The 16620-nt window shown below is 72.1% G+C and carries 13 protein-coding genes; 3 read left to right on the top strand and 10 right to left on the bottom strand.

Going from position 1 to position 16620, the window contains the following annotated elements:
- The first annotated feature begins 36 nt into the window (after positions 1-36).
- Positions 37-2175, top strand: coding sequence for a hypothetical protein (locus VIS07_17845; GenBank protein HEY8517378.1), 2139 nt, complete (start codon positions 37-39; stop codon positions 2173-2175).
- 92 nt (positions 2176-2267) lie between these two features.
- Here VIS07_17845 and VIS07_17840 read toward each other — a convergent pair whose 3' ends face one another.
- A complete protein-coding gene (locus VIS07_17840) occupies positions 2268-2702 on the bottom strand; it encodes a hypothetical protein (GenBank protein HEY8517377.1) in 435 nt (144 codons plus the stop codon).
- 66 nt (positions 2703-2768) lie between these two features.
- On the opposite strand from VIS07_17840, the gene aroQ reads away from it, so the two are divergent.
- Positions 2769-3221 (top strand): type II 3-dehydroquinate dehydratase, encoded by a 453-nt coding sequence (aroQ, locus tag VIS07_17835; GenBank protein ID HEY8517376.1) that lies wholly within the window; start codon positions 2769-2771, stop codon positions 3219-3221.
- Between the two features lie 24 nt (positions 3222-3245).
- Positions 3246-3749: an acetyl-CoA carboxylase biotin carboxyl carrier protein gene (accB, locus tag VIS07_17830; protein HEY8517375.1), complete on the top strand. Its 504-nt coding sequence runs from the start codon at positions 3246-3248 to the stop codon at positions 3747-3749.
- Between the two features lie 18 nt (positions 3750-3767).
- Here accB and VIS07_17825 read toward each other — a convergent pair whose 3' ends face one another.
- The 9 genes from VIS07_17825 to VIS07_17785 form a co-directional block, all read right to left on the bottom strand.
- On the bottom strand, positions 3768-5999 hold the full coding sequence (locus tag VIS07_17825; GenBank protein HEY8517374.1) for an AAA family ATPase: 2232 nt from the start codon (positions 5997-5999) through the stop codon (positions 3768-3770).
- Complete coding sequence (locus VIS07_17820) at positions 5996-7129, bottom strand: DNA repair exonuclease (protein ID HEY8517373.1); 1134 nt, start codon at positions 7127-7129, stop codon at positions 5996-5998. Before VIS07_17820 ends, VIS07_17825 begins: the two co-directional genes overlap by 4 nt.
- Positions 7130-7206: 77 nt before the next feature.
- A complete protein-coding gene (locus VIS07_17815; protein HEY8517372.1) occupies positions 7207-8934 on the bottom strand; it encodes an ABC transporter substrate-binding protein in 1728 nt (575 codons plus the stop codon).
- Positions 8935-8968: 34 nt separating this feature from the next.
- A complete protein-coding gene (locus VIS07_17810; protein HEY8517371.1) occupies positions 8969-9913 on the bottom strand; it encodes a hypothetical protein in 945 nt (314 codons plus the stop codon).
- Positions 9910-11664, bottom strand: coding sequence for a tetratricopeptide repeat protein (locus VIS07_17805; protein HEY8517370.1), 1755 nt, complete (start codon positions 11662-11664; stop codon positions 9910-9912). The genes VIS07_17810 and VIS07_17805 overlap by 4 nt, the downstream gene beginning before the upstream one ends.
- Before the next feature lie 182 nt (positions 11665-11846).
- The gene (locus VIS07_17800; GenBank protein HEY8517369.1) at positions 11847-13418 is read right to left on the bottom strand and encodes a hypothetical protein; all 1572 of its coding nucleotides are present in this window, start codon (positions 13416-13418) and stop codon (positions 11847-11849) included.
- 29 nt (positions 13419-13447) lie between these two features.
- A complete protein-coding gene (locus VIS07_17795; protein HEY8517368.1) occupies positions 13448-13573 on the bottom strand; it encodes a hypothetical protein in 126 nt (41 codons plus the stop codon).
- Positions 13574-13729: 156 nt separating this feature from the next.
- Positions 13730-15130 (bottom strand): nickel pincer cofactor biosynthesis protein LarC, encoded by a 1401-nt coding sequence (gene larC, locus VIS07_17790; protein HEY8517367.1) that lies wholly within the window; start codon positions 15128-15130, stop codon positions 13730-13732.
- Positions 15127-16530 (bottom strand): AarF/ABC1/UbiB kinase family protein, encoded by a 1404-nt coding sequence (locus VIS07_17785; GenBank protein ID HEY8517366.1) that lies wholly within the window; start codon positions 16528-16530, stop codon positions 15127-15129. Before VIS07_17785 ends, larC begins: the two co-directional genes overlap by 4 nt.
- Positions 16531-16620 lie beyond the last annotated feature (90 nt).

Below are 16620 nucleotides of genomic sequence, written 5' to 3'. Positions count from 1 at the left end.
GGCGGCCGCGTGGGGGCTGGTTGCGGAGGTAGGGTCATGAGAAGGGTCGCGTCTTTCTTCGTCGCGCTGCTGGCCGTGGCGGTCGCAGCGGGCGTCACCAACTGCGGCGGCGGCACCGACGGTGGCGCGCCGCCACGAGCGCCGCAGTTCGTCCTCAACCGGGCGGGCACGTCGAGCAACTCGGGCACGCTCACGGTCGGGCTCGACCGCTTCAGCATCGACGCCAACAACGCGGACGAGGTGACGGTGGTGGCGCGGCTCCTCGACCCGCTCGGTGACCCGATCGCGGGCGTGCCGATCACCTTCGAGGCCTCGTTCCCCGACATCACCTTCGAGGGCGCGCCGCCGCCGCTCGAGGGCCAGTTCCCGACGGGAACCGCGGTCACCGACGGAAGCGGTCTCGCGGCGATCACCATGCGCGCCGGCGGCACGCCGGGGCGCCTCGCGGTGCAGGCGACCGCGCCGACGAACTTCCACCTGGGCGGCGTGATCTTCCTGCAGCTCAGGGACGTCGGCTTCATCTCCGGCGAGCTGCAGGTGCTGCCGCAGGAGATCACGGTGATCGACCCCGCGCCGGGCACCGTCATCCAGTTCCTGGTGATCGGCGGCCAGCCGTTCGTCGATCCGCAGCCGCCCTACATGCTGCAGAACGCGGCGAGCGGCCTCGGCGTCGCGGAGCTGCTCGACGACGGCCGCTTCCCGGTTCCCATCCGCTACACGCTGACCGGTCGCGGCGGCGGCGCGCTGATGGGCACGCACACCTTCACCATCGTCGACGCGGCGGGCAACGCCGTCACGGCGACGGTCAACGTCGAGTTCACCGAGCTGACGATCATGCCGGAGCAGGTGTCGCTCGTCACCGGCCAGTCGCAGGTGTTCGCGATCACGGGCGGCGTCCCGCCGTACACCTGCACGCCGAGCGGCGGCACGCTGAACCCGACCACGATCCCGAACAGCGGCGGCACGACGACCTTCACCGCCGGCGAGGTGAGCGGCTCGACGACGTTCACCATCATCTGCACCGACCAGTCCGGTCAGATCGCGACCGCGGAGGTCACCGTCGGGCCGGCGCCGACGCCGAGCGGTGGTGGCGGCACGCCGGTGCCGCCGTCGCCGACGCCGCAGACCGCGTCGACGGTCGTGGTCCAGGCGGTGCCGCCGACGGTCAACGGCGTCGATGGTGGCACTGCAAACATCACCGCGACCGTGCTCGACCAGAACCTGAATCCGATCGCCGGGCTCAACGTGCTGTTCACCATCGAGGGACAGCCGCCGGAGCCGCCGGCGACGCTCCCGACGCTGTCCAACTTGACGGCGGTGACGGACGCCAACGGCCAGGCGGCGACGATCCTCAACGTGCCGGGCGGCACGCCGCCGCAGTTCCTGACCATCAGCGCCCAGACGGTCGGCGCGTCCGGCCAGGGTGTGGTGCCGATCACCTCGCAGCGCACCGAGCAGCCGGGTCCGCCGGCGCGGCTCACGGCGGCGCTGGTCAAGGCGAACGCGTTCGGCGACAACAACGACGGGACCTTCGTCACGATCCTGTCGGCGCTGGTCACCGACGCGAACGGCAACCCGGTCGCGGACGGCGTGCAGGTCGACTGGGGTCCGGTGCAGCCGACCTCGGCCTCGGTGGTGAGCCCGAGCTTCACCAACGGCCAGCCGCCGTGCAACACGGCGCCCTACGAGTCGGAGACCGGTCTCGCGATCAACCCGCAGCCCGGAACGGCGCTCACCTGCCTGATCTACCCGGCGAACCTCGCCGGTCTCGCGGGCTCCGTGCGGGTGTCGGTGGCCGGGACCTCGCTGATGACCACGGCGAACATCTTCCTGCCGGGTCCGGTCGAGCCGCCGCCGCCGACGCCGCAGCCCACCCCGCAGCCGACGCAGACGCCGGCTCCGACGCCGACGCCGGCTCCGCCGGTGGTGGTGCCGTCCAACGCCATGCTGTCGATCGGCGGGATGCAGGTGTTCGCGGTGACGGGCGGCGTGCCGCCGTACACGATCAACGCGAGCGGCGGCACCGCGATGCCGACGACCCTCCCGTCGTCGGGCGGCACGTTCACCTACACCAAGAACTCGCCGGGCACCTTCACCATCCTCGTGGTGGACTCGCGCGGCGCGGTCGGCACGGCCACGGTGATGGACCTGCCGACGCCGGCGCCGACGCCGTGAGCCGGCTCGGCTGAGCGGACGGGAAGAGGCGCGGGCCCGAGGGGCTCGCGCCTCTTTCTTTTTCGGCGCCGACGCCGTCGGGCGCGCGTGCGCTACGGCGTCGGCGAGTGGGGGTGGCTGCTCTCGGTCGCGCGCAGCAGCGGCACCGCGAGGATGCCGAGCAGGATCGTGAAGATCGCGTGCAGCACGAGCCAGCTCGTGATCAGCAGCTTGCCGATCACCTCCCAGTTGTAGAGCTCGCCGTAGAACACGTAGTGCCACAGCACGAGCGTCGCGCCGGCGCTCGACACCAGGCCGGCGACCACCCCGGTGGGATGGCGCTCCGGCGACGTCCAGCTCCACGCCTCGATCACCAGGATCGCCAGATAGGCCGCGCCGAGCAGGCGGACGAAGATCGTCGCGGCCGGCGTCCAGGTCGGGATCCCGAACTCGGGGAACAGCCCTGCCGGCAGGAACAGCAGCGGCAGCACCCACAGCACGAGCGAGATCACGATCTTCACCCCGAGGACCTTGCGGAGAAGCGACATGGGCCGCGACGCTAGGGGAGCCGAGGCCGCGAGGCAAATGGCGGTCCGCGTGCTAGCATCCGCGCCGTGTCGAGCGTCCTCGTGTTGCACGGCCCGAACCTGAACCTTCTCGGCGACCGCGAGCCGGAGATCTACGGCCGCATCACGCTCGCCGAGATCGACCGTCGGCTGACGGCTCTCGCGGCCGAGCTCGGCGTCCACGTCGAGACCTTCCAGTCGAACCACGAGGGCGAGCTGATCGATCGCATCCAGTCGGCGCGCGGTCGGATCAGCGCGATCGTCGTCAACGCCGCCGGCTACACGCACACCAGCGTCGCGCTGCGCGACGCGCTCGCCGCATCCGGCGTTCCGGTGATCGAGGTGCACCTGAGCAACGTGCACCGTCGCGAGCGCTTCCGGCATCGCTCGCTGATCGCCGGCATCGCCACCGGACAGATCTGTGGCTTCGGCGTCGACAGCTACCTGCTCGGCCTGCGCGCCGCGGCGGCGCTCGCCGCCGGCGGCCCGGCGAAGCACTGACCCCGAAGCGCCGCCCCCAGCCCCATGGACGTCGAAGAGATCCGCAAGCTGGTCCGCCTCATGGAGGAGGCGGGCCTCACCGAGCTCGAGGTCGAGGACCGCTCGGGGAAGATCCGTCTCGTGCGCGGCGCCGTGCCGCGCGCGCGGGCGGGCGACCCCGCGCCGGACCACGCCGAGCGCGAGCCGGCGCCGCGCGACGACGCCACGCTCGCGTCGACGCCGTCGTTCGTGCGCGACGAGCCCTCGGCGAGCGACGGTGACGGTCAGGGCGAGCTGCCGCCCGGCCACCTCGTCGTCACCTCGCCGATGGTGGGCACGTTCTACCGCGCGCCCGCGCCCGACGCGGCGCCCTTCGTCAGCGAGGGCGACGTCGTCCAGCCCGGCCAGGTGCTGTGCATCATCGAGGCGATGAAGATGATGAACGAGATCCACGCCGAGACGCCGGGGCGGATCGTCAGCATCGAGGCCGAGAACGGGACGCCGGTCGAGTACGGCTCACCGCTGTTCGTGCTCGCCGCGCTCGAGTGACGCCCGCGCCGCTCTGCCTCACGCCGACTCGACGATCCGGGGCGGCGCTGCGAGGTCGACGAGCTTGGCGTGCAGCTGCGCGAGCCGGTCGCGGAGCAGCGCATCGAAGGTGAAGTAGATGATCTGCCAGCCTTCCTGCGCGAGCTCGGCTAGCGCGGTCGCGAGCGCTTCGCGGCGCGTCGCGTCCGAGGACAGGAAGGCGTCGTCGAGCACCAGGAAGCCGGGCTCGCCGAGCAGCCGGCGGACGAGCGCGAGGCGCACCGCGAGCGACAGCTGGTCGCGCGCGCCGCGGCTCAGCGACTCGCTGCCGAAGCGCGTGCCGTCCTTGCGCTCGACCGCGAGCCGTCCCTCGCTGTCGAGCACGACGGAGCGGTAGCGTCCGGCGGTGAGGCGCGAGAGGTAGGCTCCGGCGCCGCCCGGTCCCGGACCGAGCGCTTCGCGCAGGGGACGGTCGATGTCCTGCGCGAGCTCCTGCAGCGTCTCGACGCACAGCCGCGCCGCCGCGGCGTCGCGGTCGATCGCGGCGACGGCGGCCGAAAGCCGCTCGCGCTCCGCCTCGGCCGCGCTCAGGTCCGGCAGGCCGATGGTCGCGAGCGTGCGCTCGCGGCGGTCGCCGAGCTCGGTGCGCAGCCGCATGAGACGCGCGTCGAGCTGCTCGATCTGCTGCTCGCACTGCAGGAGCTCGTTCGGGTCGGCGGCGAGCCCGGGATCCGCGACGGCGAGCGCCTCGATGCGCCGCTCGACGTCGCCGTCCGCGACCTCGCCGAGCAGGCTCGCGAGCGTCGCGCGCGCCTGATCGCGCGCCGACGCGGCGCGCGTCCGCTGACGAAGCTTCTCCTCGAGCTGATCGAGGCTCGCGAGGCGCACACGCTCGCGCACCTGCGCGATCTTGCGCTGCGCCTCGTCGAGCCGCTGCAGGCGCTCGGTCTCGATGCGCTGCGCGGTGGCGAGCGTCGCCTCGACTTGACGCTTTCTCTCGGTCGCGGCGGTCAGCTCGAGCTGCGCGCGATCGGCACCGCTGCTGATCGCGGCGAGCTGGGTCGCGCAGTCCTCGAGCGTGTTGGCGCGACGCAAGAGCGCGCCGCAGCTCGCGATCGCGCGCTCCTCGGCCTGCGCCGCGGCGCGCATGCGGCTCGTCGCGAAGATCGCGAGCCCGCCCGAGAGCAGCCCCGCGAACGCCGCCGCGCCCGCCGCGAGCCCGAGCGACACGCTGCGCGACGCGTCCTCGGGGTGTGCGAGCGCTTCCACGCCGACCCCGACCGCGAGCAGCAGGAGCAGCGTGCCGACCACCGCGAGCGGCGTGCGCCAGAGCGACCACAGGTGCGCCGCGGAGCGCAGCATGCGCGCCGCGTTGACCACCGCTTCGAGATCGCGCCGCGTGCACTCGGTCGCGAGCGAGGTCGCGTGCTCCGCCGCGAGCTCCTTCTTGCGCACTTCCTCGGCCGCGAGCGCGAGCTCGTCGCGCAGGCGGTGCGTGTCGTGCTCGGCGCTCTTCGCGACCGCGGCGGCCGCGCGCACGGCGCTCACGCCCTCGCGCCACTGCACGAGGTCGTCCTCGCCGTAGCGCTCGAGCTCGGCGAGCTCCGCGCTCGCCGCACGCCAGCGCGCGAGCGCCTCGCGCGCGATCCGGTAGCGCTCGTAGCGCTCGGCGGCGCGCAGCTTCTCGCAGCGCTCGCGCAGCTTCTGCCGCTGCCGCTCGGTGCGCTCGATGTCGTCGATCACCAGCGCGACCGCGGGCAGGTCGGCGAGAAACGCCTCGACGCGCGCGAGACGCTCGGCGAGGCGCTGACGCTCGTCCTGCTTCGCGTCGCGCAGCTCGCCGCTCTGGCTCAGCGCCGCCGTGCTGCGCACGCGCTCGGCGACCTTGGTCAGGTCGATGCCGACCAGACGTCCGCGGATCGCGTTCAGCCAGTTGCGTCCGGTCTCGAGCGACGCGTCGGCGTCGCGGACGATGAACAGCCGCGCGAGCGACGGGTGCTCGCGCAGCAGCTCGATCAGCGGGCCGCCCTCCTCGGGCACGAGCTTGAGCTGGATCTCGCCGGTGAAGCCGGGTCCCTCGCGAAAGCCCTCGAGCAGCTTCGAGCCGCCCGAGCGCACGCGGTCGCGCAGCGCGCGCACGAGCGCGTCGATGCACGACGTCTTGCCGGCCTCGTTCGGGCCATAGACCACCGTGACGTCGGCCGGCTCGAGCAGGAGGTCGCGCAGCGGGCCGAAGTCGCGGATCGCGAGCCGCTCGATGCGGATGCTCACGGCAGCGACTCCTGGAACGCGGCGAGGCCCATGCGCAGCGCGCGCGCGACGGTCGCCGGGTCGTCGCCGCGCTCGCGCGCACGTCCCACCAGCCGGGTCACGAACTCCGACACCACCGGGATCTGCGCGAGCTGCGGGAAGCTCGCCACCGAGAGCTCGAGGATCGGGAAGGACGCCGCGTCGTCGTCGACCGCGGCGCGCGGCGGCGTCGCGCTCGGCACCGGCATGCCCCAGGCGAGCGCCAGCGCGCGGTTCGCCGACTCGCGCAGCGTGCTCTCGGGCTCGACCGACGCGCCGGTCAGCCGCGCGATCACGCGCACGCCCGGTCCCTTCAGCGCCGCCGCCTGCTTGGCGAGCTGCTCGACCGCCTCGCGCTCCGCGCCCGGGATGCACGAGACCTCGACGCGCTCGTGGTACGGCGTCGCGAGCGCGACCTGCTCGTGCGCGAGCACGCCGACGCCGGGCTCGAGGTCGACCACCAGCACGCCGCGCGGCCCGAGCTCGCGCGCGCTGGTCGTCACCGGCGAGCCGGGGTACGCGATCAGCCGCTCGCCCTCGCGCTGCGCGAGGTGTCGTCCGGCGTGCACGTGGCCGAGCGCCGCATAGCAGCAGCGTCGCGTCACGTCCGGCGCGAACACCGGCATGAAGGCTCCTTCCTCGCCGTCGCCGACGAACGCGTCCGCCACGCCGTCGACCAGCGTCGCGTGTGCGACCACCACCGTGTGACGCGGATCGGTCGAGAGCCCCGTCAAGCACTCGGCGACCGTGCGCCCGTGCTGGTAGGGGACGCCGACGAAGTCGAGGCCGCAGGCGCGGGCGCGCGCGTACGGCGTCTTCGCGAGCACGACGGCGTTGGCGCCGAAGTCGGCGCTCGAGGCGTACGCGTCGGGATCGTGGTTGCCGGGCACGAAGATCACCGGACGCGGCGCGATCTCCTGCACCATCTTGCGGACCGCCGCGCGCTCGGCGACGACGTCGGCCGCGCGATCGAACAGATCGCCCGCGACGATCACGCCGTCGGCGTTGCGGGCGACGGCTTCGGCGAACACCTTCTCGAGCGCACGCCGGCGCTCCGGACGGTCCGGGCGCAGGTGGACGTCCGAGGTGTGGAGCAGTCGCACGCGGGGCATGTGCGCTCGGGTTAGCATCCCGCCCGGATCCTGCGAAGGAGGTTGCGCGGGATTTGGCGCGGACGCGGAATTTCGCGCTAGCGCGCGAAAGCGACCGGTCCCGCCGCCGTCGACGGAGCCGCGATGCGGATGCGCTCGGGCTCGTAGAGGCCCCACACCGTCGGGCGGAAGTTCACCAGGTCGTCGCTGTACGCGAACGCGATCTTTTGCCGCACGGTCGGCAGCATCGGCAGCTCGACGTGCAGGATCTCCTGGATGCGGAAGTACGCCTGACGGCGCTTCTCGAGGTCGAGCTCGGCGGCGCCGACGTCGAGCAGGTGGTCGATCTCCGCCTCCCAGGGCGTGGCGGGCGTCTTCTGGCCCGGGTTCCAGAGGTGCAGGTTGCCGCTCGAGCGCAGCAGGTTCGCGCCGTTGTTCGGGTCGATGCTGCCGGTGAAGCCCATGAGCACCGCGTCCCAGTCGAAGCTCGAGCTCAGACGCTCGACCAGCGACTGGAAGGTCTGCGGACGGTAGTTGACCTTGAGGCCGAGCCGCGTCCAGTCGTCCTGCAAGATCGAGCACATGCGCTCGCGCAGCAGGTTGCCGGCGTTGGTGACCAGCCCGAACTCGATGCGGTTGCCGCGCTCGTCCTCGCGCCAGCCGTCGCCGTCGCGGTCGCGGTAGCCCGCCTCGTCGAGCATGCGCGCGGCGAGCTCGAGGTCGTACGGGTAGTCGCGCAGGTTCGGGTTGTGGAACACCGGGTTCGCGGGCGAGGTGTACGCGACCGCCGGCTCGCCGAAGCCGTAGTAGATCGTGTCGATCATTCCCTGCTTGTCGATCGCGTGCGCGAGCGCGAGCAGGAAGCGGCGGTCGGTGAACCACGCGAGGCGCGGATCGTCGCCGTAGTGGCGCGGGTTGCGGTTGAAGGAGACGAACAGGATCCCCGCGTCGATGCCGATCTCGTCGACCTTGATGCCGAGCTCGCGCGCGCGGTCCTGCAGGTCGGCGATCTCCTCGGGGCGCGGCGCGTAGTAGTGGGTCTGACCGTCGAGGAAGCGCAGGCTGAGCGCGTTCTGCTCGGGTACGATCAGCGTCACGCGACGCTCGAGGTAGGGCAGGCGCTCGCCGTTCGCGTCACGCTTCCAGTAGTCGTCGTTGCGCACGTACTCGAGGTACTGCGCCGGGACGTAGCGCCTGAGCTTGTACGGCCCCGTGCCGACGATCTGCTCGGGCGGCGTGTCGATGCCCCAGACCTGCGCGAAGCGCCCTTCCGCGAGCGCCTTGCCGAGCACGTGCTCCGGCAGGATCGGCAGCGCGACCGCCGAGAGAATCGGCGCGAACGGCTCCGGCAGGAGGAAGCGCACCGTGTGCTCGTCGACCACCTCGACCCGGATCGACTCGCCCTTGACGGTGAGCGTGAAGCGCGCGCTGTTCGGCACCTTCGGATCGAAGATCGCGGCGAAGGTGAACGCGACGTCGTCGGCGGTGAACGGCTCGCCGTCGTGCCAGCGCACGTCGCGCCGCAGGTAGAAGGTGCAGACCTTGCCGTCGTCGCTCCACTCCCAGCGCTCGGCGAGCTCGGGCTTCGGCAGCGTCGTCTCGTAGTCGATGTCGACGAGGCCATCGAAGATGGGCCGCAGCACGTCCGACGAGGTCGCGTCGGTCACCAGGATCGAGTTGAAGGTCTTGGGATCGCTGAGGATCGCGTTGACGAGACGGCTCGTCTCGGTGTGCGCGCGGCGCGACAGCCGCGACTCGCCGCGCTCGCAGGCCGTTGCGAGCAGCGCGACGACGAGCAGCGCGACGCAGCGAAGCGTGCGGGACATCGGTTGGACCGCGAGCTCGACCGGGCCGCCCGCGTCAGGCCGGCGGCACCAGCGGCGCCTCGCGCATGCCGGCGGGGGTCGCGAGCGAGAAGCGCGTGCGCTCGACCGGCGGGTTCAGCGTGACGTCCGCGTACTGCAGGATCGCCTCCGCGTGCGGCGTGCGCACCGTGATCGAGGTCGCGACCGGCACGCCGTCGATCATCCGGAAGTTGCCGAAGCGCGCCTCGAGCACCTTCTCGCCATTCGCCGTGATGCGCTCGAAGAACACCGCGACGACCGGCGCCGTCTCGCTCTCGGGGAGCCGGGCGAAGCCGACGACGAAGGTGTCGCCCGGCGCCTCGGCGCTGAAGGCGTGCAGCAGGACGGTCGGCTCGATCTCGCCGGGCAGCGTGCCGGTCGCGAGCCCGGCCTCGCGCCCGCTCGACACCCAGGCGCCGCTCAGCGACAGCGGCGGCACCGGCGGCAGGCCGAGCAGGACCTCGGTCGCCTCGGCGGCGGTCGCCTGAACGCCGGTCGCCATGCCGATCGCCGGCGCGGTCGCGGGGCCGCGGTAGACCGTGCGCTCGCCGGGGACCAGGATCGCGAGCTCGCTGCCGTCGCTCGCGACCGCGTAGGTCACGCCGAACGGCGACAGCGCTTCGAGCCGGAACGACGACGGCGCCTCGACCAGCACCGCCTGCGAGGCGCGCAGACGCTCGCGCACCGTCTCGCCGCCGCGCGTGTCGTCGATCGAAACCTGCAGCTTGGCCGTGCCGCTCAGGCCGCGCAGCGCCGCGCGCCGCGCCTCGATCACGTTGCCGAGCGCCTGCGGCGAGGCCTCGCGCAGCGTCCCCGGACGCGACAGGTCGCCGGGCGCACGCGCGACGCCCGCGCAGCCGGCGGCCAGCGCCACGAGCGCGAGCGCCAGCAGCGACGCGCCGAGCCGCGAGCGTCCCGCGTCGACGCTGCGGGTGGTACGGGCGAGCGGGCCCGAGCTCACAGGCGCGACGCGCCCACCTTGTCGGCCCGCTCCATCGCGCGGACCTTGTCCTCGATCCGGGCGCGCTGCGCGTTGTCCTCGGTGCGCTTCAGCGCATCGCGGTACAGACGCAGCGCCTCGAGCTGACGGCCGACCTGCATGTAGGCGTCGGCGAGGTGCTCGATGATCGTCGGGTCGTCGCCCGCGAGCTCGAGCGCGCGCTGCAGCTCGTCGACGGCGCGCGCGTAGTCGCCGCGCTGGTAGTAGACCCAGCCGAGGCTGTCGACGTAGAAGCCGTCGTTCGGATCGATCTCGAGCGCCCGGAGGATGAGCTGCTCCGCCTCGTCGAGGTCGCGTCCTTCCTCCGCGAGCGAGTAGCCGAGGTAGTTGAGCGCCGCGGCGTTCTGCGGGTTGAGCTCGATCGCCTTACGCATCTCGGCGAGGCACGCCTCGCGGTCGTTGTTCTCGTTGTAGAGCGCGCCGAGCGTGAAGTGGTAGCGGTCGTTGTTGGGATCGGCCTCGACCAGCTTCCGCGCGAGCTCGATCGCCGCCGGCAGCCGCTTGCGCTCGCGCTCGAGCGACACCAGGAACTCGATGATGCTCGTCGAGCCGGGACGCGCCGCGAGCGCCGCGTTCGCGTGCTCGGCCGCGGTGCCGAGGTTGCCCTCGGTCTGCGCGAGGTAGGCGAGCTGGAGCTGCGCGTCGGCGTAGAACGGCGACTCGCGCGGCACCATGTCGAGGTTCTCGCGGGCACGCGCGGTCTCGCCGGTCTCGGTGTAGACGACGCCCAGGTAGTAGCGGACGCGCGCGTTGTCGGGATCGGTGCTGAGGACGAGGTTGAGCTCGGTCGCCGCGCGATCGAGCTCGCCCTTCTCGAGGTAGATGAGACCGATCTTGACGCGCGTCTCGGTCGGATCCGCCTCGATGCGCTCGAGCTCGCGGAACTCCGCGATCGCCTCGTCGAGCCGCTTCTGGCCGACGAGCAGCGAGGCGAGGCGGTTGCGCGCGACGACGTTCTCCGGGTCGATGGTCAGCGCCTTGCGGTAGAGCGCGGTCGCGCTCTCCGGCTGCTGCTGCATCTCCTCGACCAGCGCGAGGTCGGTCATCACCAGGCCCGAGCGCGGGTTGCGCTTGAGCGCCTCGAGGAACATCTTCTCGGCCTCGTCGAGGCGTCCGGCGCCGGCGTGCAGACGGCCGAGGTAGTAGTAGCCCATCACCGAGTGCGGGTTGGACTCGATGAGACGCTCGAGGGTCGTCGCGGCGGCCTGGTCGTCGCCGGCCTTGCTGCTGAGCGCGGCGAGGAAGAGGTAGGCCTCCGGCATCCCGGGGTCGAGCTCGATGATCTCGCGATAGACCTGTGCTGCCTCGGCCTCGCGACCGAGCCCGGCGAGCGTGCCGGCGAGCAGCAGACGCGCCTGCACGTCCTCGGGGTCGAGCTCGACGGCGTAGCGCGCCTGCTCGTAGGCACGCGACAGGTCGCCGCGGCGGACGTAGAGATTCGCGAGCCGCGTGCGCAGCCGCGGCTCGTTCGGATCATACTTGACGGCCGACTCGAACTCGCGCAGGGCGACGTCGTAGTCGGCGTTGCGCATCGCGACCTCCCCCTTGAGGAAGTGCGCGAGCGCGCGATCGTCGTCGGTGAGGCCGAGCTCCTCCGCCGTCTTGCGTGAAGTGTACTGCGAGGAACCGTCGCCGCGTGACGCCCAGTGCAGCGAGGTACAAGCCGAAAGAGAAACCGCCGAGGCGAACAGCAGCAGCACGAGCGGGTTCATGGTTTCGGCCAATCGGGTAGCACGGGTGGCATACCGCGGCAAAGCAGGGTTCGTCCGCGAGGCGCGCGAAAATGCGCGATTTCTTGCCGGTCTCGGCGTGCGGTCGGAGGCGACCGCGAGCCGCGCGCGGGAGCCTGCGACGCGAGCGCAAGGCACTCACTCGGCGCCCGTCGCGGGGTCGTTCAGGACGGCGCCGGCTTGCCCTGCTGCAGCTTCTCGACCTCGCCGGCGAGCGCCTGCGCGCCGCCCTGCTGGTGGGCGGTCACGGCGGTCGCGATCGCGTCTTTCTGCGCCTGGGTCGGCTTGGTGACGCCCGGGATCCAGGCATAGAGGACGTCGGCGCGCTCGCCGTACGTTCCGGCGAGCGGCGCCTCGTTGGTCAGGTACACGCGCTCGCCGGAGATCGTGTAGGTGATCACGGTCGCGTTCGCGGTGGGCACGCTCATCCCTGCCGCGCGCTCGATCGCCGTCTTGACGTCGCTCGTCCCGCTCGCCGCGCCCGGCACCCAGAGGTAGCGGTTCTTGACGTCCTGCCAGTAGAGGCCCTCCGGCGCGTACGACGTCGCGTAGACGACGGTGTCGGAGGCGACGCGGTACATGACGACCGGCGACGAGGTGACCTGCGCGGTGGTCGCGGCCTGCTCCTGGCTCTTCTTGACCTTGGCGGCGGCGAGCATCGCGGCGGTCAGCGGGATGGTGGTCGAGATGACGGGCGTCACGCCGCACGAGTACACGGCGGTGCCGGCGCCGCCGGTGACCACCGACACCGAGCCCGGCGGGCAGGCGTAGTACGCGTAGTACTGGGGGTAATAGTAGTAGGGCGACGCGTAGTACTGCTGCAGCGTCGGCGCGGTGGTGGTGACCGTCGTGCGGGTGCAGTCGCCGTCGAGACACGTCGTGCGGTTGCGCGTCACCTCGTCGCCGTCGGTGCCGACGCTGCGGCCGTAGATCTGGTCGCCGTCCTTGACGACCGTGCCGCTCGCGGCGCCCTGGCTGTCGACGGTCGCGCCGTGCGCGACGAAGCCGTCGTCCGTCTTGGTCACCGCCGCGGCCGAGTCCGACCACTTGCCGGTGCTGGTCGAGGTCGAGCCCTGGTACTGCACGGTGTCGCCGTCGCGGTTCCAGTCGCCGTCGTGCGAGGCGCTGACGCCGTCGCGGTTGGTGCCGCTGACCGAGGTGTCGAGCGACTGCACGCGGCCGTCGGAGACCGTGCCGCTCGCCGACGAGCTGGACGTGCCGCCGGCGCTCGTGCTGCCGGAGCCGGAGTAGCTGAAGCTGCCGTCGTCCTTGGTGACCGATCCGGTGTGCGACGCCGACTGGCCGCTCGCGCCGGTGACGTCGACCTGGCGCGTCGTGGTGTCGCCGTCGGTCGACTTGCTCGCGTCGACGGTGCCGCCCCCGCGGGTCTCGCGGCTCACGCCGTCGCCCGACGCGCTCGCGGCGTCGCTCGCGCCCACGTCGGCGCCGCTGCCGAAGCGCTCACCGAAGCGACCGCCGCCCTCGCCGCCGAAGCGCTCCTGCGCGCCCTGGACGCGCTCGCCCGAGCCCTGGAAGCGCTCCTCGCGCTCGCCGCCGAAGCGGCCGCCGGCCTCGGCGCCGCCCTGGAAGCGCTCGCCGAAGGCGCCGCCGCCGCGGCCGCCGAAGCGCTGCGCCTCGACCGGCTGCGCGAACGCCACCAGGCAGAGCAGGGCGAGCGCCGCGCTGCCGAGCGAGAACCACCGTCCGTCGACTTGCGACGAGCTGCTGCGTGTCATGACGTGCTCCTTCGTCGATGCCTCGAACTTCATCCCTGGGCCGATTCCTTCGACGTCAAGCACGCAATGAACGCGAGGAGCTGCTCGAGCGACTCGAAGTGCGCGCTCTCGCCCGACAGCACGTGCTCGACGCGACCGGACAGCACGCGGCTCACGGGATCCGCCGCGGCGCTGAGCTGAACGACGAACGCGCGATCGGTCGGAAGCGACGTCGGGAAGGTCCGTGCATCGTGCCGGACGATACGCCGATCGCCCGGCTGACGTCATACGGTTCCGGTTCGATTTCGGTTCGATTGCCGTGTGCGCTCCGCTCAGGCGGACGCGGCGGCCAGCGCGGCCGCGTAGACCCGTCCGACGGGCACGCCGTGCTCGAGGGCGGCGCGCCGGCAGTCGTCGTACTCCGGCGTGGCGCGCTGCGAGCCGTCGGGAAGCGTCGCCACCTTGACGCGGATCGCGCCGAACGGGGTCGTCACCGTGCGCTGCTCGCGCGGCAGGACGATGCGCTCGACCGCGTGCATCCGCACGCCGATCGTCGTGGTCTCGCGCAGCAGCACCCCGGCGATGCGCTCGCGCGCGGCGGGCTCGCAGATCACCTGCACCAGCGTCGCCGGGCGTCCCTTCTTCATCGTGATCGGAGCGAGCGTGACGTCGCGCGCGCCGGCCGCGAACAGCGCCTCGACCGCGGGCTCGAAGAGCTCCGGATTCATGTCGTCGACGTTCGCTTCGACGACGACCATCTCCTCGAGCGTCGTCCCGGCGCCGGAGTGGGCGATCGCCGCGCCGGTCGAGCGCGCGGCGCGCTCGCCGAGCACGACGCGCAGCAGGTTCGGACGGTCGGGGAGCTCGCGCTCGCCCGCGCCCCAGCCGATCGCGCGCGGCACGATCTCGGTGCCGCGCGCCGGCTTGGCGAGCGCCGCGACGATCGCAGCCCCGGTCGGGGTGACGAGCTCGTGCGTGCCGTCCTCCGGACGCACCGGGAAGCCGCGCAGCAGCTCGACGGTCGCGGGCGGCGGCACCGGGATCACGCCGTGCTGCGAGCGCGTCAAGCCGGAGCCGAGCGGCAGCGACGACACCAGCACCTCCTCGACGCCGAAGTGCTCGAGGCCGAGCGCCGTGCCGACCACGTCGACGATCGCGTCGATCGCGCCGACCTCGTGGAAGGCGACGTCGTCCGGCGTCACGCCGTGCACGCGTGCCTCGGCGACGGCGAGCGCGTGGAAGATGCGCTGCGCGCGCTCGCGGACGCGCGGCGTGAGCGCGGTGCGCTCGAGGAGCTCGCGGATCTCGCGGTAGTGGCGGTGTCCGTGCCCGGCGTCTCCGTGGGCGTGCTGTGCGTGCTCGCCGCGGCGGCGCGCGTGCTCGTCGGGTTTGCGCGCGTGCTCGCGCTCGCCGTGGTGGTGGTGCTCGTGCGCGTGATGGTGCTCGTGCGTGTGCTCGTGGTCGTGAGGATGCCCGTGGTGGTGGTGCGCGTGCCGCGACGGCGCGTGCGGGAAGAGCCCCGGGTCGCCGTCCGCGCCCTCGAGGTGCACGGTGAACTTGGTCGCCGTGATCCCCGAGCGGACGCGCTTTCCGACCTCGAGCCGGTAGCCCGAGACGCCGAGCGGCGCGAGACCCTTCTCGAGCACCTCGAGCGGCAGGCCGAGGTCGAGCAGCGCGCCGATCGTCATGTCGCCGCTGATGCCGGAGAACGCGTCGAGGTAGAGGACCGTCATCGGCGCTTGCCGTCCGCTTTCGCCGCGCCGCGCGACGTCGCACCGCGCGCCGTGCGCGCCGCCGTCCGCGCCTCCGCCTGCTCGACGCAGGCGAGGAACAGCCGGTGGAAGTTCGCGATCGTGCCGAACTGCTGGATGTACGAGTCGAGCCCGACCAGCGCGCGCAGCAGGAAGACGCTGTGCCCCGGCGACTTGAAGACGCGGTTCTCGAGGCTGATCTGCGCGACCTTCATCGCGCGCTCGACCGACTGGTACTCGCGCGGATCGTACTCGCGGTCCTCGTAGATCGGCTCGAAGATCAGATCGAGCATCTCGAGCATCGGCGTCGGATCGTCGGTGCGGTCGATGAAGCCGAGCTCGACGCAGGCGTCCGCGGCGGTCGCGCGGTCGCGGTCGAGGAGCGCGCGCGCGAGCCGCAGGTACTGCGCGCGCACGGACTCGGGGAAGATGCGGATCGAGCCGAAGTCGAGGATCGCGAGCTTCGGGTGGTACGTCACCAGGTAGTTGCCGGGGTGCGGGTCGGTGTGCAGGATCCCGAGCTCGAAGATCTGCCGCCAGAGCGTGTCGAAGTACTTGAGCGCGACCCAGTCCTTGAGCTCCTGGTCGACGCCGGGCGCGAGGATGTCGGCGAGCTTGTAGCCCTCGACGAACGACATGGTCAGCACGCGACGCGACGTGAACTCGGGGAACACCTCCGGGATCACGATCTCGTCGTCGTCGGCGAAGCGCTCGGCGAAGAGCTGCGTGTTGCGCGCTTCGTTCTCGTAGTCGAGCTCCTCGCCGAGGCGCTCCTCGAGCTCGCGGTAGACGTCGTCGACGTCGACCTTCTGCCGCAGCACGTCGCGCGCGATCAGCGTGAACGTCTGCAGCAGCGCCTTGACGTTCTTCAGGTCCTGCTCGACGGTCGCGTCGACGCCCGGGTACTGCACCTTGACGACGACGTCGTGCCCGTCGTGCAGGCGTCCGCGGTGCACCTGACCGAGCGACGCGGCGGCGAACGCGGCCTCGTCGAACGACGCGAAGAGCTCCTCGGGCGGCCGTCCGAGCTCCTTGACGATCTGCTCGCGGATCATCGGGTAGGGCATCGGCGGCACCTCGGACTGCACCACCGACAGCACCTGCAGCACCTCGGGCGGCAGCAGGTCGTTGCGCATGCTGAGCATCTGCATGAGCTTCAGGAACGTGCCCTTGAGCTCCTGCGAGCGCTCGACGATCAGCATCGCGTTGCGCAGGTGGGTATCGAGCAGCTCCTTGCGCCGCTCGTCGACCGAGAGGAACGGGCGGCGCAGCGCGTTCAGCAGGTAGTTGCCGCCGACCTGCGTGGTCAGCGTTCCGACCGACAGCGCACGCCGGGTGCGTCCGGTCGTGAGATGCCGCCTGGTCGACGTCTTCCGCAACACCGCCCGGCGACGTTAGCACCATGCCGGCGCGCGTGCGAGGCGCGAGCGTGGCGTCAAGAACCGAAACGAGCGTACGCGCGACGCGTCGCG

Source organism: Candidatus Binatia bacterium, from assembly GCA_036563615.1.
Taxonomy (GTDB): Bacteria; Desulfobacterota; Binatia; order UBA12015; family UBA12015; genus DATCMB01.
This window is presented reverse-complemented; position numbering and strand designations above follow the sequence as displayed.